Raw genomic sequence first — 19,502 nt, 5'->3', positions numbered from 1 at the left:
TGGGGGGATTCCGTAGGGCTTCCAATCTTATTGATGTAGGAAACCACGACATACAACGTAGGGCCCTCGGGGGAGGCCAAGAAGAGAGGCCTCTGCAATTAAGGCGTCACCGCCGCAAATTGCTCACGGCGGCTATCGCTCCATCAAGCGCCTCTCGCAGCTTCAACCGAATGGATGATATCGGCCACCGACCTCCAAGCCTCCACCTCATGTGAAGGCAGTTCAACATTAAATGCTTCGTCAACAATCATGATGATTTCCACCACATCCACGGAATCGAGATTCAGATCCTCCACTAACCGCGAATGCCTGCTTATCTTCCGTTGGATCGTCAAAAAATAGCCAGACAGCAGCTTTATCACTTCCGACTCGATACACATTTCAGTCACTGACGCACTCATCGATCACCGCACAGTCGTGAAGTTAAAAATTCAACATCGCCCGCAACATATCCGCAAACTGATTCAAATGCGCCGACAGTGTCTTGTTGAAATTGTCATGATACGAATTGGCATTCGAATACTTCTGGGTAAGGGATTGCAGCATGTTTTTCAGGCGTTCTTCCTGGGCGTTGAAGCCGGTTTGCCATTGATTGTACTTGGCGGTATCCCACGTCACTGTGCCTCCGCTCGGCAGGCTACCTAGCATGGTCGTCAATGGGCTGAGGTCGATGACGACACACCAGCCGCTATCCGGCGGGGGATTCTGTTTCAGGCAACTGGCGGGCAAGCCCAGGGCCTTGAGCCATTTCTCTGCTTCTTCCTTGCTCGCTGCGCCGTCGCCAGGCTTCGGAAAGAGTACGGACGCGGAGTTGGGATGGCTGTATTTTTTGATCAGGTTGTTCAACGCGGTGCGTAATGCGCCGACATTCACCTTGACGTCTTTACCGTCGTTCGTCCCCTCGATCCAGTCCTTCATCTTCGCGGTAATTTCAGCGTTGAAATCAGCGAAGAAGTCGGTATAGGCCTTGATGATGTGTTCGTAACCGGCAAGGTAACCGTTCTTGATCAGGTCGATCAGCTCTAGCAGTTTGTCGAAGAAGTCATTGGAGGAATTGATCCCGGCATCCAGGGCCTCCGCGATTTCGAAGGGTTTGTCCTGGTCCAAGGCTTGCTTGAGGCTGCGCAGGATCTCGCCTTGTTCCTCATTGAGTTGGCGCAGGCGACTTTCGTCCAGAAGCGTGGACTTCATGCTGTGGCTCATCACCGCACAACACTGGCGGGCGCGCTGGGCCCATAGGTGTGAGCGATCGCGCTTGGCGTGGATCTGTTCGAGAAGCTCCGGGATAAGTTGCGCCACGGCCTCGGTGGACATGCCTTCCAGCGACTTGGCGTTGAACGGGCCCCTGAGCAGAGTGGCGAGGCTGCGATTGAGTGCGTTCACGGAGCGGTCGAGCAACTGTGTCAGAGAGCTGACCGTTTGTATCTCACCGCGCGTCTCATCGAGCATATTGAAAGGCAACGGCGTATCGCCCAAAGCTTCAATATTCGGCAGCAAGACGACAGGTGTCTGTATGAATCTGGTGATTTCCATGTTCCTCTCCTCAAGCCGTCACGGCGCGAATAACGTCACTGCGTGATTGAAAAAGCTGCATGACCATGTCCATCAGTTTTTGCAGCAATGCGGCATCGGCCGCGTCCTTCTGAGCGACTTCATCCCCCAGGCTCTTCTGGCTGTTCTGCGCACTTTGCTGCAGCACCTCTTTCTCCCGCGCGGTGTACTCAGCCAGGCGCACGATGCTCGACACCACTTGGCTCAGGTTCGTCGCCATGGCGCTGAGGGCGCGGCCGATTTCCAGTTTCCTTTCAATACCCCGGCTGCCCATCTGGCTCAGCCAGTCGGAGGTCTCGCTGACCTTTTGCGCGTTGGATATTTGCTTTTCGAACCAGGCTTGGTCCTTGGGTGACAGGGGCGAACCCTTGGGTTTGAAATCGACCAGCGTCGGACGACCGAACGCGTCGAATGTCCTGATCTTGTAGGTGGTGTCCGAATTCCAGTCCGTGCGGTCGCGTTCAAGCTTGAGGTCGCGCTCGATGTTCCTGGCGTTCAGGGCGTTGGGCTTGTGCAGGTTCAAGCGGTTCTGGGGGTCTGTCTCGCTCAGCCACTTGGCGTTGCGACCGACCTCCTGCGCCTTGAGGATTTCCTTGTCGAACCAGGCCTGGTCCTCGGCTGGCCGGGTGGAACCGCTGGGTTTGAAGTCGACCGTCTTCGCGCGACCGAAATCATCGAGGGTCTTGATCTTGTAGGTGCCCTGCGGATTCCACTCGCTGCGACTGCGTTCAAGCTTGAGGTCGCGTTCGATATTGCGAGCGTCCATGGCGTTGCGTTTGTGCAGGTTGATATCCGCATGCTTCAACGTCTGGCCATGGAGGGTCTTGAGCAGGGCGAACCCGGAGATCGCGCCGGAAACGATGGCCCCGGTGATAGCGCTGTACATCGCCGCCTCGCCTGACTCGACAATGGCCGCGCCTTGGGCCTTGGCCGCCTCGGCGGCCATGACGCTGAAATGTCCACGCAGTTGAGCGTTGGCGACCCGCGCGATGTTCAGCGCGATAATCGCGGCCACCAATACGTTCGCGTGTTTCTCCCAGGCGCCTGGATCGAAGATCAGCTCGTTGCGCACTTCATCGCTGAGCATCATCGAGGCGGCCATAAAGTCCTGCCAGTCCGACTCGGTGGGCTGGTAGGCGTTGATCGCGCTCTCCAGCTCCGCAGCTGAAGGCGCCGTGATGCTGGGGTTCTGGAGGACTTGTCTTGCGGTGATCTTGTCGAACATCGGCGACGCCGAGAGAGACTTATCTTTGCGATCTTTTGAAGACTGCTCTTGGACAACCAATTCACTCAGCCCTGCATCAGGGACGAGGTAATGCCTGTTCGTAGTGTCAATAGCGTTCATCGTAGGTACCTGTTATCCGTGATTTCAAACGTTCCGAACCATGTTCAGGCTGACGTTGTGACTGCGCTGCAGATCGGCAAATACCTGTTCAATCTGATGGGTTCGCTCCCGCATCGCCTGGCCGTAGTCGTCGACTACCTGGGTCAGGTATTTGCTGATTTCCTCGCTGATCGCCATGCGCACTCGCACATCGGCCAAATGCACGGCCGCTTTGGCCTGATGCCGACCGGCCTCGATTTGCATCACGCCCTGCGCCGCGACATGGCCGAACTCGGTGACGGCCTGGGCGATCTCCAGGTTGGCGGCGTAACGGGCCAGCGATACCGCATCGGCGCCGTTGGTCACCAAGCTGCGTAATTGCGTGAGCAGCTGGGTCAGCAAGTTGCCCACTGAGGTTGCCATCTGCTTCATGGCTTGCACCGCGGCAGGCGCGGCCTGGGCGACCACCGACCCAAGTTTCGAGGCAACCGCGCTGACCATCGGCCCGATCACCTGCGCCCCGACGACGGCCACCAGGGCAATGGCGGCCAGTGTCGAAACGACACCCTGGATCATGCCGGCGATCTGCGCGATTTCCTTGGCCTTGTCTTCATCAACGCCCAGGTCGATCAGTAGCTGGGTGTAGAGCTCGGTGAAGCGCTTGATGGCCTCCTGCATGACCACGGTGAGCGGCTTCATGGCCTCGGCCATGAACGACTTGCCGGTTTTTTCCTCGACCACCGCATCGGCAATCATCACCGCCGCGCCAACCACCCCAACCACGATCAGGGCCACGTTGGCGGTCAGGACCCCAGCGACGATGGTGGCGGCGGACAATATCGCCCCGACGATCTTGCCGATGCAGCCCATGGTTTTCTGCAACGCCTCGGCCTTGCGCACTTCCTCCAGGTATTTATCCGACTCACGCTTCATGTGTTCCTGAAGCTTGACCTGCAACTCCTGGAACAACTCCTGGCTCAGTTCCTCCTTGTTCTGCGCTGCCTCACCGAGCAACTCGATGATCTTCAAGCGGTTGAGCAAGGCCAATGCACTGCTGCTGAGGGCTTTTTCGTCGGTTTCCTTTTGGTCGGGGCCTGCGCCGCCGGACACCACCACTTTCGCAATCACCCCGCTCAAGGTTTTGGCAAAGGTATTGGCGATCTCAATCAGCTTCAGGTGCGCGGCGGTCGCTGCGTTGAACGTTTGGGTGTGGCTCGCCAGTTCGCCCTTGAGCTGGTCACGACGGGCCAGCTCTTCAGCGTATTCGGGCGAGTCAGGGTCCAGTTGTGCCAACCGCGCTTCGCTGTCTGCCAGCAGTCCTTGAAAATGCAGGACCCGCTCGTGCAATTGGTCGAGTTGCGCCTGGCTGCTGCCGACATCCCCCTCGGCATCCGCCATGGCCTGGACGGCGGCGGCGTATTCGGCGGAGAGGTTTTCAAGCCCCTGCTGGCGGGCACCGGCCATGCTCTGCAACATCGCCAGGCGGTTTTTCAGTTTGTTGACGTCGACCTCATCGATCAGCTCGGAAATCATCGCCATCAACAGGGTGAACAGATCACCGTTGGTTTCCTGCTTGTTGCCATCGGCCCGTGGCGGTGGTGCGTGCAGCACCGGTCGCCCCGTACTGGCGGCGGAGCGGCCATCGTGACCGTCGTATTGCACCGACATCAGGTCCGCCAGGGCTTTGCGACCGGCTTCCTGATAGTCCGTGGTCCTGGCGGCCTTGCTGGCCGCCGCGCCATACTTTTCAAAGGCTTCGGTGCGGCTCATTCCCCCCAGGAAGGGAGCGCTACGGGTGCTTCCTATGTCAGTCATGTTCAGTCCTCCGAACAGTGCAGTTCCATGTGGGCCAGGGTGTCGAGATACACCTTGGCCTGCTCGCGCAGATCGTCTTGCGCGGCTTGCTCGATCACGTATTCGAAACACAACCTGGCCTTGCCGACCTTGCCCAGTGCCAGATGACACTGGCCGGTGTACAACATGGGCCGGTAGTCGTTCTTGCCTTGGGCAAACGCGATGGCATACAGGTCGATGGCCTTCTGGTGGTTTTGCTTGAGCTGGTGCACCGCCGCCAGTCCCATCCAGTAATGGCTGTTGTAGAAGTCGTAGATGCACAGGAAGTGGAAGAACTTCTCGGCGTCGTCCAGCCGTCCTTGTTCGTAGAACTGGAAGGCGAAGGCATAGAGGCTGTCCATGTGTTCGTCACTGATGCCTTGCACGTCTTTCAACGCCGCGCCACCGAGTACCGCGTCCACGACCTCCAGGGCCACCTGCTCGTCTTGTTTGTTGTCGCGACTCATCGGCCACACTCCTGAAAAAGCGTCAGCGTTGCTGACGGATGCATTGAGCCAAAACGCCGAGAGGTCACGCTGCCAAATTGCGCTCATTGGGGTGGGTGCCATCCCCTGGTCGGCAGAAATCCCTTGTGGCGAGGGGATTTATCCCCGTTGGGGCGCGCAGCGGCCCTAAACCGGACAGCACGGTGTGCCATGTCAATTGAGTTCGCCGTTTTGGGGCTGCTGCGCAGCCCAGCGGGGATAAATCCCCTCGCCACAGGGTTATGCATGACCCTGGACTCACGCCTGTTCGACCTGTTCCAACCAGATCAGCAGGCGCAGCACCTCCTCGACTTCCTGCACCTGGAGGAAGCTGTAGCGCTGGTGGGTCTTGAAGATCCGTCGGGCCAAGGCTTTGTCGTTGATCACCGGCACACCGACTGCCTTGGCATACGCCCGCACGGCCAGGGCGCGTTGGTTGGTTTCCATCAGGGAGATGAACGGCAACAAGGTGATTTCCGGGCGGAAATACACGCCGATGGCAATGTGCGTCGGATTGGCGATAATCATGCGCGAGCTGCGCACGTCGGATTTGACCTGCTCCGACAACAGCTCCATGTGCAGGTCACGGCGGCGGCCCTTGATCTGCGGGTTGCCGTCCTGCTCCTTGTGTTCACGCTTGACCGCGTCCTTGTCCATCATCTGGTCCTTCATGAACAACCAATATTCGCTGAGGGCATCGAGCACGACGATCAGCAGGATGCAGGCCAGGAACGCCAGCACCAGCACCAGCAGCAAATGCCCCCAGATCACGAACAGATCCGCCGTCTGGGCGAACAGCTGGGCAAACAGCAATTGCCGCTGCGTGACCCAGACGATCCACAGCGCCATGGCAAAACTGCCCAGGTACAACAGCGCCTTGAAGGTGTCCTTGACCGTGCGCAGGCTGAACAATTTCTTGAAGCCATTGATCGGGTTCAAGGCGCCGAGATTCAGCTTCAACGCTTCGCTGGCCAGGGCAAAACCGCTTTGCAGCAGCGCCGGCAACGCACTGGTCAGCACGCAGACCAGCAACAGCGGCAGCAGAGCCTTGAGGCCGACCAGCACCAGCATCGCCGAATAGGTTTGCAGTTCAACGTCAAAATCGTTGGCGATGATGCGCCGGTAGACCTCCATGATCTCGAACAGCGAGCTGTTGAAGACCAGGTAACTGATGCCGCACAGGGTCAGGCAGGTGATGACCAGATCCTTGGCCTTGAACGTCTGGCCCTTGCGGGCGGCATCCCGCAGGCGCTTGGCGGTGGGCTTTTCAGTCTTCGAGGCGCTGGATGACATGATCGCTCTCCCCGTCGCCCAGAGACTGCGCCAGCCCCTCGGACATACCGCCCATGCGCAGGACTTCGTCCGGCAGGTGCACGCCGAAATACAGCATCAACACCACCAGCGCCACCAGGCTCTTGACCGTCAACGACACGGAGAACGCATTCATTTGCGGCGCATAGCGCGAGAGCAAACCGAGCAAGGCTTCGCTGACCAGCAAGGTCGCCACCACCGGCGCACTGATCACCAGCGTTTTGCTCACCAACACATCCAATAGCGCGTGGAGGGCCGGCAAGTGCATCGCGCAGTCGTTGCCCGGCGCACAGATGCGATAGCTCTGCGCGACGGTTTCCAGCATCAACAGCATCCCTCCACCTTCGAGGTACACCGCCGCCGCGAACAACTGGAGAAAATTCGCCAACTCCGACGTGTCGACACCGTTCGCCGGGTCCACCGTGCTGCTGAGCATGGCGCCGCGCTGGTTATCGATCAGGTTGCCCATGGCATGCAGCACCCAGAACGGCCAGCACAGCAGCACACCCAGCAGCACGCCGATACTCACCTCCCGCAGCATCAAGCCGAGGAACGCCAGGCTGTCGAGGGCGGGCGTCGGCACGCCGACGTAGGCCCAGAACCCCAGCGCCACCAGGACAATCACCGCCTGGCGCGCGACACCGGTCAGCACGCCGCTGTTGAGAAACGGCAACATGAAGAAAATCGGCGCCAGGCGCGCCACGCCCAACAGCGCGGCAGCGAACCCGGCGTACAACTCGAAGAACAGCGTCACCGCCATCGGCCTAACCCAACGCCAGGCGAATGACTTCGCGGCTGAAATCCAGCAGGGTTTCGCCGTACCAGCCCGAGAGCAGGAACAGGCACGCGGCGACCGCCAGCAGCTTGAAACCAAACGGCAGGGTCTGTTCCTGCAACTGGGTCACGGTCTGGATCAAGCCCACCACCAGGCCGACCACCGTGGCGACGATGATCGGCCAGGCCACCATCAGCAGGATCAGGTACAGGGTCTTGTTGCCGGCGTAGACCAGATCGTTCATGGGGGCGCCTACGCCAGCAAGGTCAGGTATTGCTTGACCAGCCCGGTGGACAGCAGCGCCCAGCCATCCAGGGCTACAAACAGCACCAGCTTGATCGGCACAGAAATGATCACCGGGCTCATCATCATCATGCCCAGCGCCAGCAGGATGCTGGAGATCACCAGGTCGACAATCACGAAAGGCAGGTACAGGTAGAAGCCGATCTTGAAGGCACTCTTGATTTCACTCAGGGCATAGGCCGGCAGCAGCGCAAACAGCGAAGGCGCCAGCGCTTCATCGGCGGGCCAACCGGCGTCGGTTTCATCCTGCACCGCCTGGGCCCGCTCGAAGAACAGCGCCAACTCCGGGTCGGTGTATTTGCGCAGGTAATCCTTGTAGCTGCCCAGACCGTTCTCGGCGAAATTCACCACCGATTCGATATCGGTAAAGGCCACCGCCTCGGTCTTGTAGTAGTCATGGCCCTGCTTCACGACCGGCGTCATGACGAACACCGCGAGCATCAGGGCAATCGCGTTGAGTGCCATGTTCGATGGCACTTGCTGCAAGCCCAAGGCGTTGCGCACGATGACGAAGACGATGGAGAACTTGAGGTAGCAAGTGCCCGCTGCCACCAGGAACGGCAGCAACGAAGCGAACGCCAGCAGCGCGATCAGCGAAACGTCATTCATCGTCACCGTCCCGATAGACCTTCAGCAATTCGACGCCCAACTGTCCATCCAACTGCACCAGTTCGCCCAGGGCCACGGGCTTGCCGTTGGCGCGCACTTCGATGTGCCGGGCCGCGTCGTCAGCTAGCGGGATCAGTTGCCCGGCGACGATCTGCGACAGCGCGGCCAGGTCGAGATCATGGGTGGCGAGCAGGAATTCCAGGCGCACCGGGAGCGATCCCAGGTCGACTTCCATGGCAGGTTCTGACGGGCTCTCTGGACTGGCCTCGGCCACGGTCGGTTGCATGTGTAAACCCTCTTCGGTAAAGGTGAAAACGCCAAGGCATTGGCCCGCCACAAAGCAGCGTTGCATGGGCTTGGTAATGCGCAGCACGTCGCCCTCCCCCAGCCGCATTCGGCTGGCAAGGCTCAGGTGACTGACGCCGAGGATCAGCTCCAGGCGTAACGGCAACGTCTTCAGCCATGAGTCGGCGGCCACAGGACCGTGCAGGGCATTCCTGGGCGGCAACTGGGTCAACCACACGCGCCCTCCGGGGGTGTCGAGCCACGGCACTTCGCCCGTCGGCAAGCGCGCCGGGGCCACGGATTCGATGTCCGACAGATGGCTGTAACGCAGCTCGTCCACCTCCAGTGACAAGGGCCGTGGCACCGCCCGGAACAACTCGACGATACGGGGCAACGGGCACGGCTGCGTCAGCAGCGCGTGCAAAGTCGGGAGCGAATGGTGCAACCAGTCACGGGCCCTGATCAGCCCGCGCCAGGGCCCGCCATCACCCTGTGCGCAGAAGCTCAAATAGTCGGAACGCTTGGGCACCTTGGTCAGACCCGCGTCCCGACCGCCGCGCCGCCAGCGTTGAATCGCCTGGACGTGGGCATGCACCAAAGGCTCGACCCGACGTAGCTGCAATGCGCTCATGCCGCAGGCTCAGCCTGTTCGTCCGGATCCTCGTCCGGCCCCTGCTGCGAACCCTGGTGTGGCTGCTCGCCGCCGCTGTCGGTCAGCCGCCAGGCAGGCTCCCGGGCCAGGGCGAAAGGTTCCTTGAGTTGCTCGAACACCAGGGCATTGCTGGGGCTGAGCGTCAGGGGTCGAGTGGGCTCCTCAGGCCCGCGGCTGATCGTCACTTGTCCGCTGGCTCCCCCTCGGTTGAAGGGGACCTGCAGGAACCCTCGATCCGCACCCGGCAACGTCTCGACCACGACATCGAGCGCGGGTGGTGGCGTCGATGCAGGGATGGATGCCGTGGCAACCGACGGTGCGTGACGCGTGCCTTGGAGGCTCAACGGCGCCTGGGGCAGCGGTTCATCGCCACGGGCCGGCGACTGCTCACTGGCAGCGGTGAACGGCTCATGCCGTGGCGGCTCGATCGATGCCGAGTAGGTCGGCAGCGTTGATTGATCCCCCGCTGGCTCCAAGCGTTGAGACAACGGATGGCGTGCCATCTGGCTGAGCGGTGGGCCGGCATGTGGAAAAATCATTGCGACCCGGGCACGGGGTGGCACGCGAACGGCTTCAACCTCCACCGCTTCGCGAGCACCCGCGCGCTCCCCATCACGCTCAACCTCCGCGCCGCCCGGAACAATACTCATCGAACGCCTGGCCAGCGCACGACCATTATCCATCGGCTCGCGATGAGGCCGAACCAGCGCAACCATCAGGTCCAGCACGCCCTGTGGCAGCTCATCCTCCTGCACCGGGACAAGCAGGTCTTGCAGCTCATCCATTGGGCCTTCGTCGACGGGGTCCAGGACCTGGACCGGCCGAGCGGGAACCACTGAGAGCTCTTTCATCGCCGTCCCTCCATCATTTCTTCCAGCTCCCGCTCTTCCCGGCGCACCGCTTCAAGCCGTTGAACCCGCAACAGTTGCTGGACGGAACGCTCGTACTTGTCGTGTTTGCGCAACAGCCCACGCAACCGCTCGCGCTGCACCTGCAACTGCTGCTCGACCTGTCGGCACTGCTGATCCACGCGGTCCCGCTCGACCCGCAGCAGATCGATCCGTCGACGGATCACCGCCTGGGTACGCAACAACGCCAACAGTTGCCCGTGATCCAGCACGCAGTCATTGGCGCGATGGCTGGCCAACAGGTCTTGCAGCGCCGCTTCCTGCGCCTCGAAGCCGCCGCGCTCCGTCAGCAGCGGCTGCAATTGGCGCTGGACGTGCAGCAGCGCCTGCTCGCCGCGTTGCCGCCGGAACTCGCTGAAGGCCAACAAGCGTCGCTGCTCAGGCAAGGATTTCATGCAGGCTCCGTAAGGTTTCGTCCGGCTCGCAACACTCGCCCGTCGGCTGGCGCAGCCATCGGTCGAGGGCATCACGCCGGTGCATCGCGTGGTCATTGGCCGCATCCGCGCCCGGGCTGTACTCGCCCATGTCGAGAAAGACCTGCAATTGTTCAAGACGGGCCAGGGTTTCCCGGGTCGACGCGGCCAGTTGCTGCACCTGCGGCGTGGTGACTTGCGTCGCCACCCGGCTGACGCTGCGCAGGACATCGATGGCCGGGTAGTGCCCCTTGGCCGCCAGGGCACGGCTGAGGTAGACATGGCCATCGAGGATGGAACGAATCTCCTCGGCGATCGGATCCGGCTCGTCGTCGCTTTCCAACAGCACCGTGTACCAGGCGGTGATGCTGCCGGTCGCGGTCACCCCAGGTCGCTCCAGCAAGCGCGGCAAGGCATCGAACACCGAAGCCGGATAGCCGCGCCGCGCCGGGGCTTCACCGGCCGCCAAGGCCAGGTCGCGACGGGCACGGGCGTAGCGGGTCAACGAGTCCAGCAACAACACCACGCGCCGCCCCTGGTCGCGAAAATACTCGGCGATGGTGGTGGCTTGCAGCGCCGAGTTGCAGCGATCCACCGAGGAAAAATCCGAAGTGGCATACACCACCACGCAACGAGAATACTTGGGCGACTGGCGCAGGTGCGCGATGAACTCGGTCACCTCCCGCCCACGTTCGCCAATCAGGCCGATCACGAAGACCTCTGCGTCGGTGTGCTCGATCAGCATGTTGATCAAGGTGGTCTTGCCGGAACCGGCGGCGGCAAAAATGCCGATGCGCTGACCGACGCCGCAGGTCAGTAAGCCATCGATGACACGAATGCCGGTGCGCAACGGTTCCGCCACCGGGCGTCGCTGCTGGTAGGACGGCGGGTCGGCATCCACCGGACAATCCCGTTGCGCCACCGCCGTCGCAGGCGCCAGGCGCTCGACGATCCTGCCCTGGGGATCGACCACACTGCCGAGCAAGGCGTCACTGCAGGTCAGTTGCAAGGTCGAGCCGGTGGGCACGATCATCGACTCCCGGGACAAGCCTTTGCCATCGCCCAGCAGGCTGAGCAACACGGCACCGGGCTTGAAGCCGATCACCTGCGCCCTCGCCGCGACCTCGGGCGAGCGCCAGTGCCGACGCACTTCACAGACTTCGCCGACCACCACGTCGCTCAGCGCGGCTTCGATCAATGGCCCGCTCAAACGCAAAGGGTGGGCCGCGTGCCTTTCCAGCCGAAGGCTCATCGGCGCAGGATTTCCAGCCGTCATTGGCAAGGTGTCCTCACAGCGTTTTGATGACATTGACGGACACGCTCTCGGAGATTTCGCCGAACGACATGACGTCCAGCTCCCGGAAGCGTCCCTCGATGAGTTTCTTGATGTAGCGCCGCACATCCACCGAACACAGCAACACCATGTCCTTGTGGGCGATGTGCACGCTGTCCAGGCCGACACTGAGGCGGTCCATCAGTTCTTCCGATTCGGCCGGTTCCAGGTTGAGGAAACTGCCGCCGGAGGTTTGCCGGATGCCACGGCGCACCACTTCTTCGAACTCCGGCGACAACAGCAGCACGCGCAGGTCGTTGCCCTGGGCAAACTTGTTGCTGATGTAGCGGGCCATGGCGCCGCGCACGTGTTCGACCAACGCCAGCACGTCCTTCTCCCGGGAGGCCCAATGGGCAAGGGTTTCGAGGATCAGCTTCATGTTGCGCACGGAGATGCGCTCGCCGATCAGGCGCTGCAGCACTTCGGCGATCTTCTGCACGGTGACGTGGCGATAGACTTCCTTGAGCAGGTCGGGGTAGCGGGTTTCCATTTCGTCGAGCAACTGCTTGGTTTCCTGCACGCCGAAGAACTCCTGGATGTTGCGCGCCAGCAGCGTGACCAGGCAGCGATAGCATTCTTCATCGGCGGGCCGCAGGTGATAGCCCAACTGCTGCACCCGCTCGCGGTCGGCGGCGCTGACCCAGACACTGCCCAGGCGATTGCTGTCGTTGCCGCGCACCAAGGCAAAGCCCAGGGGGTCCAGCTTCGGCGAGTAATCCAGCAGGCGCCAGTGATCGAAATGAATGTCGAACTGCTCGGCCCGCACTTCGTTGATCAGCACCGCCACTTGATGCGCCGGTAGCGCCTCGCTGGCCCGCAGCCGTGGCTCGGGAATGCGCAAACCGTAATCGACGAAAAACTGGCTGCGAAAGCGCACCGCCCAACGCTGCTTTTCCAGCGCCTCGAGTTGCGTCTTGGGCACCAGCAGCATCAAGGCGATGGTTTCTGTCGCGAGGTTGTCGACGTCATCGAGCAGCCCTGACTCGCTCGGCAGCGTGCTTTGCTCGGCGGCTTCGGCGCGGTTTTCGCCCGGACTAGCCTGTCGCGACGATTTGCGCTGGCGCACAAACACCACCAGGCCCAACACGCCGGCAATCGACAGGAACGTCAGCAACGGGAAACCCGGCAACAGCCCCACGCCCACCGCCAGCAACGCGGTAACACCAAGGACGAACGGGTTGCCGAGCATCTGGGTGAGCATGTTGCGCCCCAGGTTGCTGTCATCGCCGTTGACGCGAGTGACGATGAAACCGGCGCCGATGGCGATCAGCAGCGCGGGGATCTGGGCCACCAGGCCATCACCGATGGTCAACAGGGTGTAGGTCGAAAGCGCGGTGGACAGGTCCATGCCCAGTTGCCCGACGCCGATGGCCATGCCGCCGATGAAGTTGACGAAGATAATGATGATCCCGGCGATGGCATCGCCCTTGATGAATTTCATCGCCCCGTCGAAAGACCCGTACAGCTGGCTTTCACGCTCCAGCACGCTGCGTTTTTCCCGGGCCTGGGCCGCGTCGATGGCGCCGGCCTTGAGGTCACCGTCGATGCTCATCTGCTTGCCCGGCATCCCGTCCAGGGAAAAACGCGCGGCGACTTCCGCCACCCGCTCCGAGCCTTTGGTAATCACGATGAACTGGACGATGGTGACGATGGAAAAAATCACGAAGCCCACCACCAGGCTTTCGCCGATCACAAAGTCACCGAACGAGGCGATGATCTCGCCGGCATCGGCCTGGCTGAGGATCAGCCGGCTGGTGCTGATCGACAGCGCCAGGCGAAACAAGGTCGTCAACAGCAGCAACGCCGGGAACGTCGAATAGCTGAGGATGCGCTCGATGTAGAACGAGCCCATGAACACCAGCAGCGAGATGACGATGTTCAGGCCGATGAGAAAATCCACCAGCACCGTGGGCAAGGGGATGATCAGCATGGCGATGATCATCACCATCAAGGTCAGGATCAGCAGCTCCGGGCGAGCACCGACGTTGCGCAAAAACCCATCGAGCAGGGTCATGGGCAACCGCCCGAGCGGCGCTGATCGATGCATTCATGGGCATAGGCGACGTCCGCCAGGCGCGTGAACTGGGTGGCCAGGCGCTGTGGCGCCTCCTCATCGGCAAACAGGGGCAAGGGCAACCGCAGGCTGAGCCGGCGCAGGGTCTGCAAGAGTATCGAGCGCTCCCGGTGGGCACTGAGCAGCACTTGTTCGCCCAACGCACCGAGCAACAACTGGTCGAGGTCATCGGGGTAGGTCAACACGCCGAAGAAGAACACCAGCCAGTCGGATTCATCGGGGTTGTGCCGGCAGATAACGGCATCGCCAAGCACTGCACCGACAAACTGCTCGTCGGCCGAACGCAGGCGCTTGAGGTCGGTCACTTTGGCGAGCAACTGGCCGAACTCGGCGCGCGAGCAACTAGGGTCCTGGGCGCTGATGTCGGTGAGCAACGCCGCTTCGATGAACGCCAGCACCCCGCTGCGTTGCGCCGCGCCATACAGGGCGATCCAGTCCTGGTAACAACTGAGCGGGCCTTCGTCGGACTCGAGGAAATCCCGGTAGCTCTCGCGCAACAGGCCGGCCCGCACCGCCAGGCTCTTGCCGAACATCCGGGCCTTGAGCGCCGCGTTGATTCCGGCGTTCAGGCGCTTGGGGGAGGCTTGGGCAACCACCGTCTGCAACAGCGTTTCGAGGCGCTGGCGGGTCAGCGTTTCCAGGTTTTTGCGGCGCAACAACGCCCGCAGCACCAGCGCCAGGTCGCTGTCGTCGGGAAACAGGCTTCGCGCCATTTGCAGTAACCAGGCGACGGGCTTGTCCGCCAACCGCGCCAGACTCAGCACCTGCCGCGCCTTGGGCACGGTGTCGTCTTCCAGCACGCGCTCGAAGGTGTCGGTCATGGCCTCGGATTTGAGCTCGAACAACCGGCGGCCACGGAACTGGGTCAATGCCGCCGAGAGTTCGTCGCTGATCTGTACGAGGCGCTGCGCCACCGCAGCCGTTGCGCTGTCCTCCGGCGCCTCGGCATCGACTGGCGGCTGTGGATGTTCGGCGGCTTTCTCGGCATTCAGCCGCGCCTGGGCGGCCCGGCCACCGAGGGAAACCGGGGGCAGCATCATTTCTCTGACATCCGGAAGTACATCCGACGCACCCGTTCGTGCTGCTGCGGGGTCAGTAACTGCCCGCCCGGCTCGCTCGTGGCCGGTTCAAAAGCCTCGCGAATCTCCTTGGGCTGGATCAGGAACACACGCACCGTGTTGGCCGAGCGCCCCTGACGATAGCTGAATAACCGACCGATCCAGGGAATCGACCCCAGCACCGGGACGCGTCCGATCTGCTCGCCATGGTCATCGCGGGTGAAACCGCCCACCAACAGACTCTTGCCTTGGGGTACTCGCGCTACGGTACTGATGCGGGTGCGACCGACCGTCGGCAACGCGCCCTGGCGCTCACCCTGGCCCGGACTCTCGACTTCGTTGCCGTCCTCGATATTGAGCGACATCTCGATCTCGTCCGCGTGGGCGAAACGCGGCAGTACATTCACCAACGTGCCATAGGTCACATGCTGCAGATCGACACTGCGCTCCCCGACCAAGGGGGCATAGAAGGTGCGGTTGTTGTCGAAGATCGCCGGCACGTTCTCTTGCGTCAGGATCACCGGGCGCGAGACGACATTGGCCCGCTGGGTCCGCTCCAGGGCCATGACCTGGGTGACGAACGAGGCGCCATCGAGGGTGGTCGCCGAGCCGGCGTTGAGCGATGCGCTGAAGGTGGCCCCGGACTTCACCGCGCCTTGCCAGCTGATGCCCAACTGGTTGAGTTCATCCTTGTGCAGGTCGATGATCCACAACGACAACTCGACGTGGCGTTTCGGCGTGTCCAGGGCGTTGACCAGGTTCTCGATGAAGCGCACCTGCTCCGGCAGCCCCTTGACCAACAGGCTGTTGGTGTCCGGGTAGGCCACCACTCGAATGTTGCCGGCGGCCACCTCCCGCGCAATGATTCGCGGGGCCGTCGGGTCTTGGTTCGAGGGGGTGTCCGCCAGCCCCTCCAGGGGAAACAGCGGCATCGCGCCCCGCACTCCCGACGCGGAGCCTTGCGCCACCGACGGTTCGATCTCGTGCTTTTCGCCGCGCAACAGGGCCTCGATCACAGTGGCCAGTCCTGGAATGGTCACCTTGTCGTCGCGCAGCTCATAGTTGCGGTCACTGACAAAGGTGTTTCGCACCTGGATCACACCGATCTGCTGCTTGCCCAACAGCAGCTCCGAACGCTGGTTGTCCATCAAGCCGGCGGCTTGCACCACCAGGTCGACATAGATCGGCGGGCCCGAGACATGGAACGTTCGCAGACCGTCGTGACGCAACGGATACCGGACATCGTGCAGCCCCGAACGCCCCAGGAAGGCCTGGAGCTTGGCGACGGTCAGGGTCTGCAGCGACATCATCGAGCTTTTGATTTCCGAGGCGTCATACAGATAGATCGCCTGGCCATCGCTGTACCAGATCAGCCCCATCTGCGCGCTGACACGCTCGAAAGTCCGTTGCGGCGTGCGCAGGTCGAACGTGCCGCCGATCCGTTTGGCCGCCGCGGCCTTGCTGACAATGACCGGCTTGCCCAACGACCCGGACAACTCGCTGAAAAAAGTCCGCGCGCTCTGCTCTCGGGCTTCGAAGGTGTAGACATCGGCCCGGGCGGCCAATGCTGGGAGCAGCATCGCGGTACTCAGGCACAGCCATGAAAGGGTCAGGGAAAATCGTCGCTGGCTCATCGACTCACTTGCCTGGCAGGTAGGTGATATCCGCCAGGCTGCTGGGGGCGAAGCCCACCAGTTCGCGGACTTCCTTGGAAAAGTGTGAAGAGGAGGCAAAGCCGAACTCCAGCGCCACGTCGGTCAGCGAGCCGTCCTGAAGACTCATGTTCAGCAGCGCCTGGGCCGTGCGCCAGCCGCGCAACACCGGTTTGGCCGCGCTCCCCAGGGCCTGTTGGCACAGCCGCCGAAAATGCGAAACCGACACGCCGTAGCGCTGGGCCAACGTGTTGAGTTTTTCGCTGTGGGTGCCTTGTTCCAATAAAAACCGTACGAGCCCGTAGCTCTCATGATGCCGCAACAGGTTGGCAGCCGCGTGATAGGCCGCGGTGCTGCCCAGCGCCTGGCCGATGAACCAGCGTTCGAATCGTTCCTGGGAGCGGACGACTTCCTCGGTCACCGGCAACAGGGCCCACGGTCCAACTGCCCCCCGTTGCCCGACCTCGACGAAGGCATTGCTCATGTCGAAAAAAGCCTGCAACTTCACCAGCGGCGCCGCAGCCACAGGCTGGACGTGCAACGGGCCACCACTCCAGCGCAGCGAATCACCCGACACCACCAAGCCTTCCCAACCGACCGGCAGGCGATGACTGACGCCAAACCTCGCAGCACTCAGTTGAACCGGGCTTTGTGCAACACGCAGGTGCAGCACCCGTTCGCGCTGTTCAGGCAATGTCGTGGAGCGAGATGATTTGTCCTGCACACCGGTCTCCTTTGCTACGTAGCCTTGGAAGGGCCGACAGGATGAAAGACCCGGCGTCTTGAATCTTGATGGAAAGGTGATGGGGCATGCACTGGCATATGCCTTGCACCCTTTTCGTTCATCGGCGCCCATGCCAATGGCGGAATGAGTGCCACACTGATTTAAAGGACAACGGCGTCGTCATCCGGCCCTGCCCTGGCAGCGCTGGGTACGGCGCTTTTTTACGTGGAAGGTGATGCGCAATGAATGAAGTTCCAGCCAACCCCCTGGCTTGGGTCAACGGCAGCGATGCCCCGGAAAAGAGCGCGATCGACCTGGGCTTCATGGCCTTGAGTGACTGCGCCCCGCTGGTGGTGGCCGCGACCCAGGGCTTCGCCCAACCCTATGGCCTGACCCTGAACCTCAAGCGCCAGACGTCCTGGGCCAACCTGCGGGACAAGCTGGTCAGCGGTGAAATCGATGCCGCCCACAGCCTGTACGGCCTGATTTATGCGGTGCATCTGGGCATCGGTGGCGTCGCGCCGACTGACATGGCGGTGCTGATGGGGCTGAACCAGAACGGCCAGAGCATCAACCTGTCCCATGGCCTCCAGGCCCAAGGCGTGACCAGTCCTGAGGCACTGGAGCAGCATGTGCACCAAACTCGCCCGAAACTGACCTTCGCCCAGACCTTCCCCACCGGCACCCACGCCATGTGGCTTTATTACTGGCTCGCCGCCCAGGGCATCCATCCCTTGTCGGATGTCGACAGCGTGGTGGTGCCGCCGCCGCAAATGATCGCGCACCTGCAGGCCGGGCGTATCGACGGCTTCTGCGTCGGTGAACCCTGGTGCGCCAGCGCGGTGAAGCAGAACCTGGGCTTCACCCTGGCGACCACCCAGACCATCTGGCCCGATCATCCGGAAAAAGTGTTGGGCTGCACCCGCGCGTTCGTCGAGCAGTACCCCAATACCGCCAGGGCGCTGGTGATGGCGATCCTTGAAGCCAGCCGCTTTATCGAACAAAGCACGGAAAACCGTCGCAGCACCGCGCAACTATTGAGCGCGCCCGAATACCTCGACGCGCCACTGGATTGCATCGAGCCGCGCTTGCTGGGGATCTATGCCGATGGCCTGGGCAACAGTTGGCAGGATCCCCATGCCATGCGCTTCCACGGCAATGGCGAGGTGAACCTGCCGTACCTGTCCGACGGCATGTGGTTCATGACCCAGTTCCGTCGCTGGGGCTTGTTGCGCGAAGACCCGGATTACCTGGCCGTGGCCCAGGACGTCCAGCAGCTCAAGCTGTACCGTGAAGCCGCTGACGCACTAGGCATCGCCTCCCCGCGCCAGGACATGCGCAGCAGCCAGTTGATCGATGGCACCACCTGGGACGGTTCGGACCCGGCCCAGTACGCCCGCAGCTTCAAACTGCACGCCTTGAGCGATGCGGCTCCCCTTTTCGCCAGCCGCTGACAGGAGCCTCGACCATGCTGCGTATCCTGCTGATCAACGACACCGCGAAAAAAGTCGGCCGCCTCAAAGCCGCCCTGATTGAAGCCGGATTCGAAGTCATCGATGAATCCGGATTGACCATCGACCTGCCGGCGCGCGTCGAAACGGTGCGTCCGGACGTGATCCTGATCGATACCGAGTCACCCGGACGCGATGTCATGGAGCAAGTGGTGCTGGTCAGCCGCGACCAACCACGACCGATCGTCATGTTTACCGACGAGCACGACCCGGATGTCATGCGCCAGGCGATCAAGTCGGGCGTCAGCGCCTACATTGTCGAAGGCATCCATGCCGCGCGCCTGCAACCGATCCTCGACGTGGCCATGGCCCGCTTCGAAAGCGACCAGGCCCTGCGCGCCCAGCTCCTGGCCCGCGACCAGCAACTGGCCGAGCGCAAGCGCATCGAACTGGCCAAGGGCATGTTGATGAAGATGAAGGACTGCAACGAAGAACAGGCCTACACCTTGATGCGCCGCCAGGCCATGAGCCGCCAGCAGAAGCTGATCCAGGTGGCGGAGCAGATCATTGCCATGAATGAGCTGCTGGGCTGAAGGCCTTGTAGCGCCTGCCTTACCGCCCTACTGATGATCGTTCCCGCGCTCTGCGTGAGGAACGATCTTCCATACCCCCACAACTTGCTCGTTCCCACGCTCTGCGTGGTAATGCATCCCGTGACGCTCTGCGTCACCTTCCAGAAGCGGAACGCGGAGCGTCCCTGG

19 protein-coding genes are annotated in these 19,502 nt (G+C 61.9%); 2 read left to right on the top strand and 17 right to left on the bottom strand.

The genetic code is table 11. The features are described 5' to 3' along the window. Positions 1–143: 143 nt before the first annotated feature. The 17 genes from BT116_RS05320 to BT116_RS05235 all read right to left on the bottom strand — a co-directional run bounded on the left by BT116_RS05320 (position 144) and on the right by BT116_RS05235 (position 17,290). Positions 144–380: an acyl carrier protein gene (locus BT116_RS05320; protein WP_256572528.1), complete on the bottom strand. Its 237-nt coding sequence runs from the start codon at positions 378–380 to the stop codon at positions 144–146. Between the two features lie 43 nt (positions 381–423). Continuing rightward, positions 424–1,533, bottom strand: coding sequence for an IpaD/SipD/SspD family type III secretion system needle tip protein (locus BT116_RS05315; RefSeq protein WP_072340784.1), 1,110 nt, complete (start codon positions 1,531–1,533; stop codon positions 424–426). A gap of 10 nt (positions 1,534–1,543) precedes the next feature. Next, the gene (locus tag BT116_RS31355) at positions 1,544–2,776 is read right to left on the bottom strand and encodes an IpaC/SipC family type III secretion system effector (RefSeq protein WP_256572526.1); all 1,233 of its coding nucleotides are present in this window, start codon (positions 2,774–2,776) and stop codon (positions 1,544–1,546) included. Between the two features lie 144 nt (positions 2,777–2,920). Then, complete coding sequence (sctE, locus tag BT116_RS05300) at positions 2,921–4,690, bottom strand: type III secretion system translocon subunit SseC family protein (protein WP_072340782.1); 1,770 nt, start codon at positions 4,688–4,690, stop codon at positions 2,921–2,923. A 2-nt stretch (positions 4,691–4,692) separates the two neighbouring features. Beyond that, positions 4,693–5,175, bottom strand: coding sequence for a type III secretion system translocator chaperone SicA (gene sicA, locus BT116_RS05295; protein WP_072340779.1), 483 nt, complete (start codon positions 5,173–5,175; stop codon positions 4,693–4,695). Positions 5,176–5,451: 276 nt separating this feature from the next. Next, a complete protein-coding gene (locus tag BT116_RS05290) occupies positions 5,452–6,486 on the bottom strand; it encodes an EscU/YscU/HrcU family type III secretion system export apparatus switch protein (RefSeq protein ID WP_072340776.1) in 1,035 nt (344 codons plus the stop codon). Then, positions 6,461–7,264 carry a type III secretion system export apparatus subunit SctT gene (gene sctT, locus BT116_RS05285; protein ID WP_072340774.1) on the bottom strand — a complete coding sequence of 268 codons (804 nt, stop codon included), beginning with the start codon at positions 7,262–7,264 and terminating at the stop codon, positions 6,461–6,463. The genes BT116_RS05290 and sctT overlap by 26 nt, the downstream gene beginning before the upstream one ends. A 4-nt stretch (positions 7,265–7,268) precedes the next feature. Next, positions 7,269–7,523, bottom strand: a complete 255-nt coding sequence (locus BT116_RS05280; RefSeq protein WP_020795892.1) for an EscS/YscS/HrcS family type III secretion system export apparatus protein — start codon at positions 7,521–7,523, stop codon at positions 7,269–7,271. An 8-nt stretch (positions 7,524–7,531) separates the two neighbouring features. Further along, entirely contained in the window at positions 7,532–8,191 is a 660-nt protein-coding gene (locus BT116_RS05275; RefSeq protein WP_072340771.1) for an EscR/YscR/HrcR family type III secretion system export apparatus protein, read from the bottom strand. Then, entirely contained in the window at positions 8,184–9,107 is a 924-nt protein-coding gene (locus tag BT116_RS05270; protein ID WP_072340769.1) for a FliM/FliN family flagellar motor switch protein, read from the bottom strand. The genes BT116_RS05275 and BT116_RS05270 overlap by 8 nt, the downstream gene beginning before the upstream one ends. After that, positions 9,104–9,979, bottom strand: coding sequence for a SpaN/EivJ family type III secretion system needle length determinant (locus tag BT116_RS05265; RefSeq protein ID WP_072340766.1), 876 nt, complete (start codon positions 9,977–9,979; stop codon positions 9,104–9,106). The genes BT116_RS05270 and BT116_RS05265 overlap by 4 nt, the downstream gene beginning before the upstream one ends. Next, positions 9,976–10,431 carry a type III secretion protein gene (locus BT116_RS05260; RefSeq protein WP_072340763.1) on the bottom strand — a complete coding sequence of 152 codons (456 nt, stop codon included), beginning with the start codon at positions 10,429–10,431 and terminating at the stop codon, positions 9,976–9,978. Before BT116_RS05260 ends, BT116_RS05265 begins: the two co-directional genes overlap by 4 nt. Then, a complete protein-coding gene (gene sctN, locus BT116_RS05255; RefSeq protein WP_072340760.1) occupies positions 10,415–11,701 on the bottom strand; it encodes a type III secretion system ATPase SctN in 1,287 nt (428 codons plus the stop codon). The genes BT116_RS05260 and sctN overlap by 17 nt, the downstream gene beginning before the upstream one ends. 37 nt (positions 11,702–11,738) lie before the next feature. Then, positions 11,739–13,790 (bottom strand): EscV/YscV/HrcV family type III secretion system export apparatus protein, encoded by a 2,052-nt coding sequence (locus tag BT116_RS05250; protein ID WP_305883108.1) that lies wholly within the window; start codon positions 13,788–13,790, stop codon positions 11,739–11,741. A 2-nt stretch (positions 13,791–13,792) separates the two neighbouring features. Next, positions 13,793–14,896 carry a type III secretion system gatekeeper subunit SctW gene (sctW, locus tag BT116_RS05245; protein ID WP_072340755.1) on the bottom strand — a complete coding sequence of 368 codons (1,104 nt, stop codon included), beginning with the start codon at positions 14,894–14,896 and terminating at the stop codon, positions 13,793–13,795. Beyond that, positions 14,893–16,548 (bottom strand): type III secretion system outer membrane ring subunit SctC, encoded by a 1,656-nt coding sequence (gene sctC / locus BT116_RS05240; RefSeq protein ID WP_072340752.1) that lies wholly within the window; start codon positions 16,546–16,548, stop codon positions 14,893–14,895. Before sctC ends, sctW begins: the two co-directional genes overlap by 4 nt. Positions 16,549–16,552: 4 nt before the next feature. Continuing rightward, a complete protein-coding gene (locus BT116_RS05235) occupies positions 16,553–17,290 on the bottom strand; it encodes a helix-turn-helix domain-containing protein (RefSeq protein WP_072340750.1) in 738 nt (245 codons plus the stop codon). A gap of 242 nt (positions 17,291–17,532) precedes the next feature. On the opposite strand from BT116_RS05235, the gene BT116_RS05230 reads away from it, so the two are divergent. Both BT116_RS05230 and BT116_RS05225 read left to right on the top strand, forming a co-directional pair. Further along, positions 17,533–18,744 carry a CmpA/NrtA family ABC transporter substrate-binding protein gene (locus tag BT116_RS05230; protein ID WP_072340747.1) on the top strand — a complete coding sequence of 404 codons (1,212 nt, stop codon included), beginning with the start codon at positions 17,533–17,535 and terminating at the stop codon, positions 18,742–18,744. A 14-nt stretch (positions 18,745–18,758) separates the two neighbouring features. Continuing rightward, entirely contained in the window at positions 18,759–19,334 is a 576-nt protein-coding gene (locus BT116_RS05225; protein ID WP_047737436.1) for an ANTAR domain-containing response regulator, read from the top strand. Positions 19,335–19,502 lie beyond the last annotated feature (168 nt).

This window comes from Pseudomonas sp. NFACC16-2, from assembly GCF_900119205.1.
In the GTDB taxonomy this organism is placed as follows: Bacteria; Pseudomonadota; Gammaproteobacteria; order Pseudomonadales; family Pseudomonadaceae; genus Aquipseudomonas; species Aquipseudomonas fluorescens_Q.
Note: the sequence above shows the minus strand (reverse complement) of the source record. Positions and strands in the feature narration are given on the sequence as shown.

Excerpts from the sequence above, each read along its gene's own strand:
- BT116_RS05260 (WP_072340763.1), bottom strand. The coding sequence starts at position 10,431 with ATGAAATCCTTGCCTGAGCAGCGACGCTTGTTGGCCTTCAGCGAGTTC.
- sctW (WP_072340755.1), bottom strand. The coding sequence starts at position 14,896 with ATGATGCTGCCCCCGGTTTCCCTCGGTGGCCGGGCCGCCCAGGCGCGG.
- BT116_RS05280 (WP_020795892.1), bottom strand. The coding sequence starts at position 7,523 with ATGAACGATCTGGTCTACGCCGGCAACAAGACCCTGTACCTGATCCTG.
- BT116_RS05315 (WP_072340784.1), bottom strand. The coding sequence starts at position 1,533 with ATGGAAATCACCAGATTCATACAGACACCTGTCGTCTTGCTGCCGAAT.
- BT116_RS05290 (WP_072340776.1), bottom strand. The coding sequence starts at position 6,486 with ATGTCATCCAGCGCCTCGAAGACTGAAAAGCCCACCGCCAAGCGCCTG.
- sctE (WP_072340782.1), bottom strand. The coding sequence starts at position 4,690 with ATGACTGACATAGGAAGCACCCGTAGCGCTCCCTTCCTGGGGGGAATG.
- BT116_RS05275 (WP_072340771.1), bottom strand. The coding sequence starts at position 8,191 with ATGAATGACGTTTCGCTGATCGCGCTGCTGGCGTTCGCTTCGTTGCTG.
- BT116_RS05230 (WP_072340747.1), top strand. The coding sequence starts at position 17,533 with ATGAATGAAGTTCCAGCCAACCCCCTGGCTTGGGTCAACGGCAGCGAT.
- BT116_RS05225 (WP_047737436.1), top strand. The coding sequence starts at position 18,759 with ATGCTGCGTATCCTGCTGATCAACGACACCGCGAAAAAAGTCGGCCGC.
- sicA (WP_072340779.1), bottom strand. The coding sequence starts at position 5,175 with ATGAGTCGCGACAACAAACAAGACGAGCAGGTGGCCCTGGAGGTCGTG.
- sctT (WP_072340774.1), bottom strand. The coding sequence starts at position 7,264 with ATGGCGGTGACGCTGTTCTTCGAGTTGTACGCCGGGTTCGCTGCCGCG.
- BT116_RS05270 (WP_072340769.1), bottom strand. The coding sequence starts at position 9,107 with ATGAGCGCATTGCAGCTACGTCGGGTCGAGCCTTTGGTGCATGCCCAC.
- BT116_RS05320 (WP_256572528.1), bottom strand. The coding sequence starts at position 380 with ATGTGTATCGAGTCGGAAGTGATAAAGCTGCTGTCTGGCTATTTTTTG.
- BT116_RS31355 (WP_256572526.1), bottom strand. The coding sequence starts at position 2,776 with ATGTTCGACAAGATCACCGCAAGACAAGTCCTCCAGAACCCCAGCATC.
- BT116_RS05265 (WP_072340766.1), bottom strand. The coding sequence starts at position 9,979 with ATGAAAGAGCTCTCAGTGGTTCCCGCTCGGCCGGTCCAGGTCCTGGAC.
- sctN (WP_072340760.1), bottom strand. The coding sequence starts at position 11,701 with ATGAGCCTTCGGCTGGAAAGGCACGCGGCCCACCCTTTGCGTTTGAGC.
- sctC (WP_072340752.1), bottom strand. The coding sequence starts at position 16,548 with ATGAGCCAGCGACGATTTTCCCTGACCCTTTCATGGCTGTGCCTGAGT.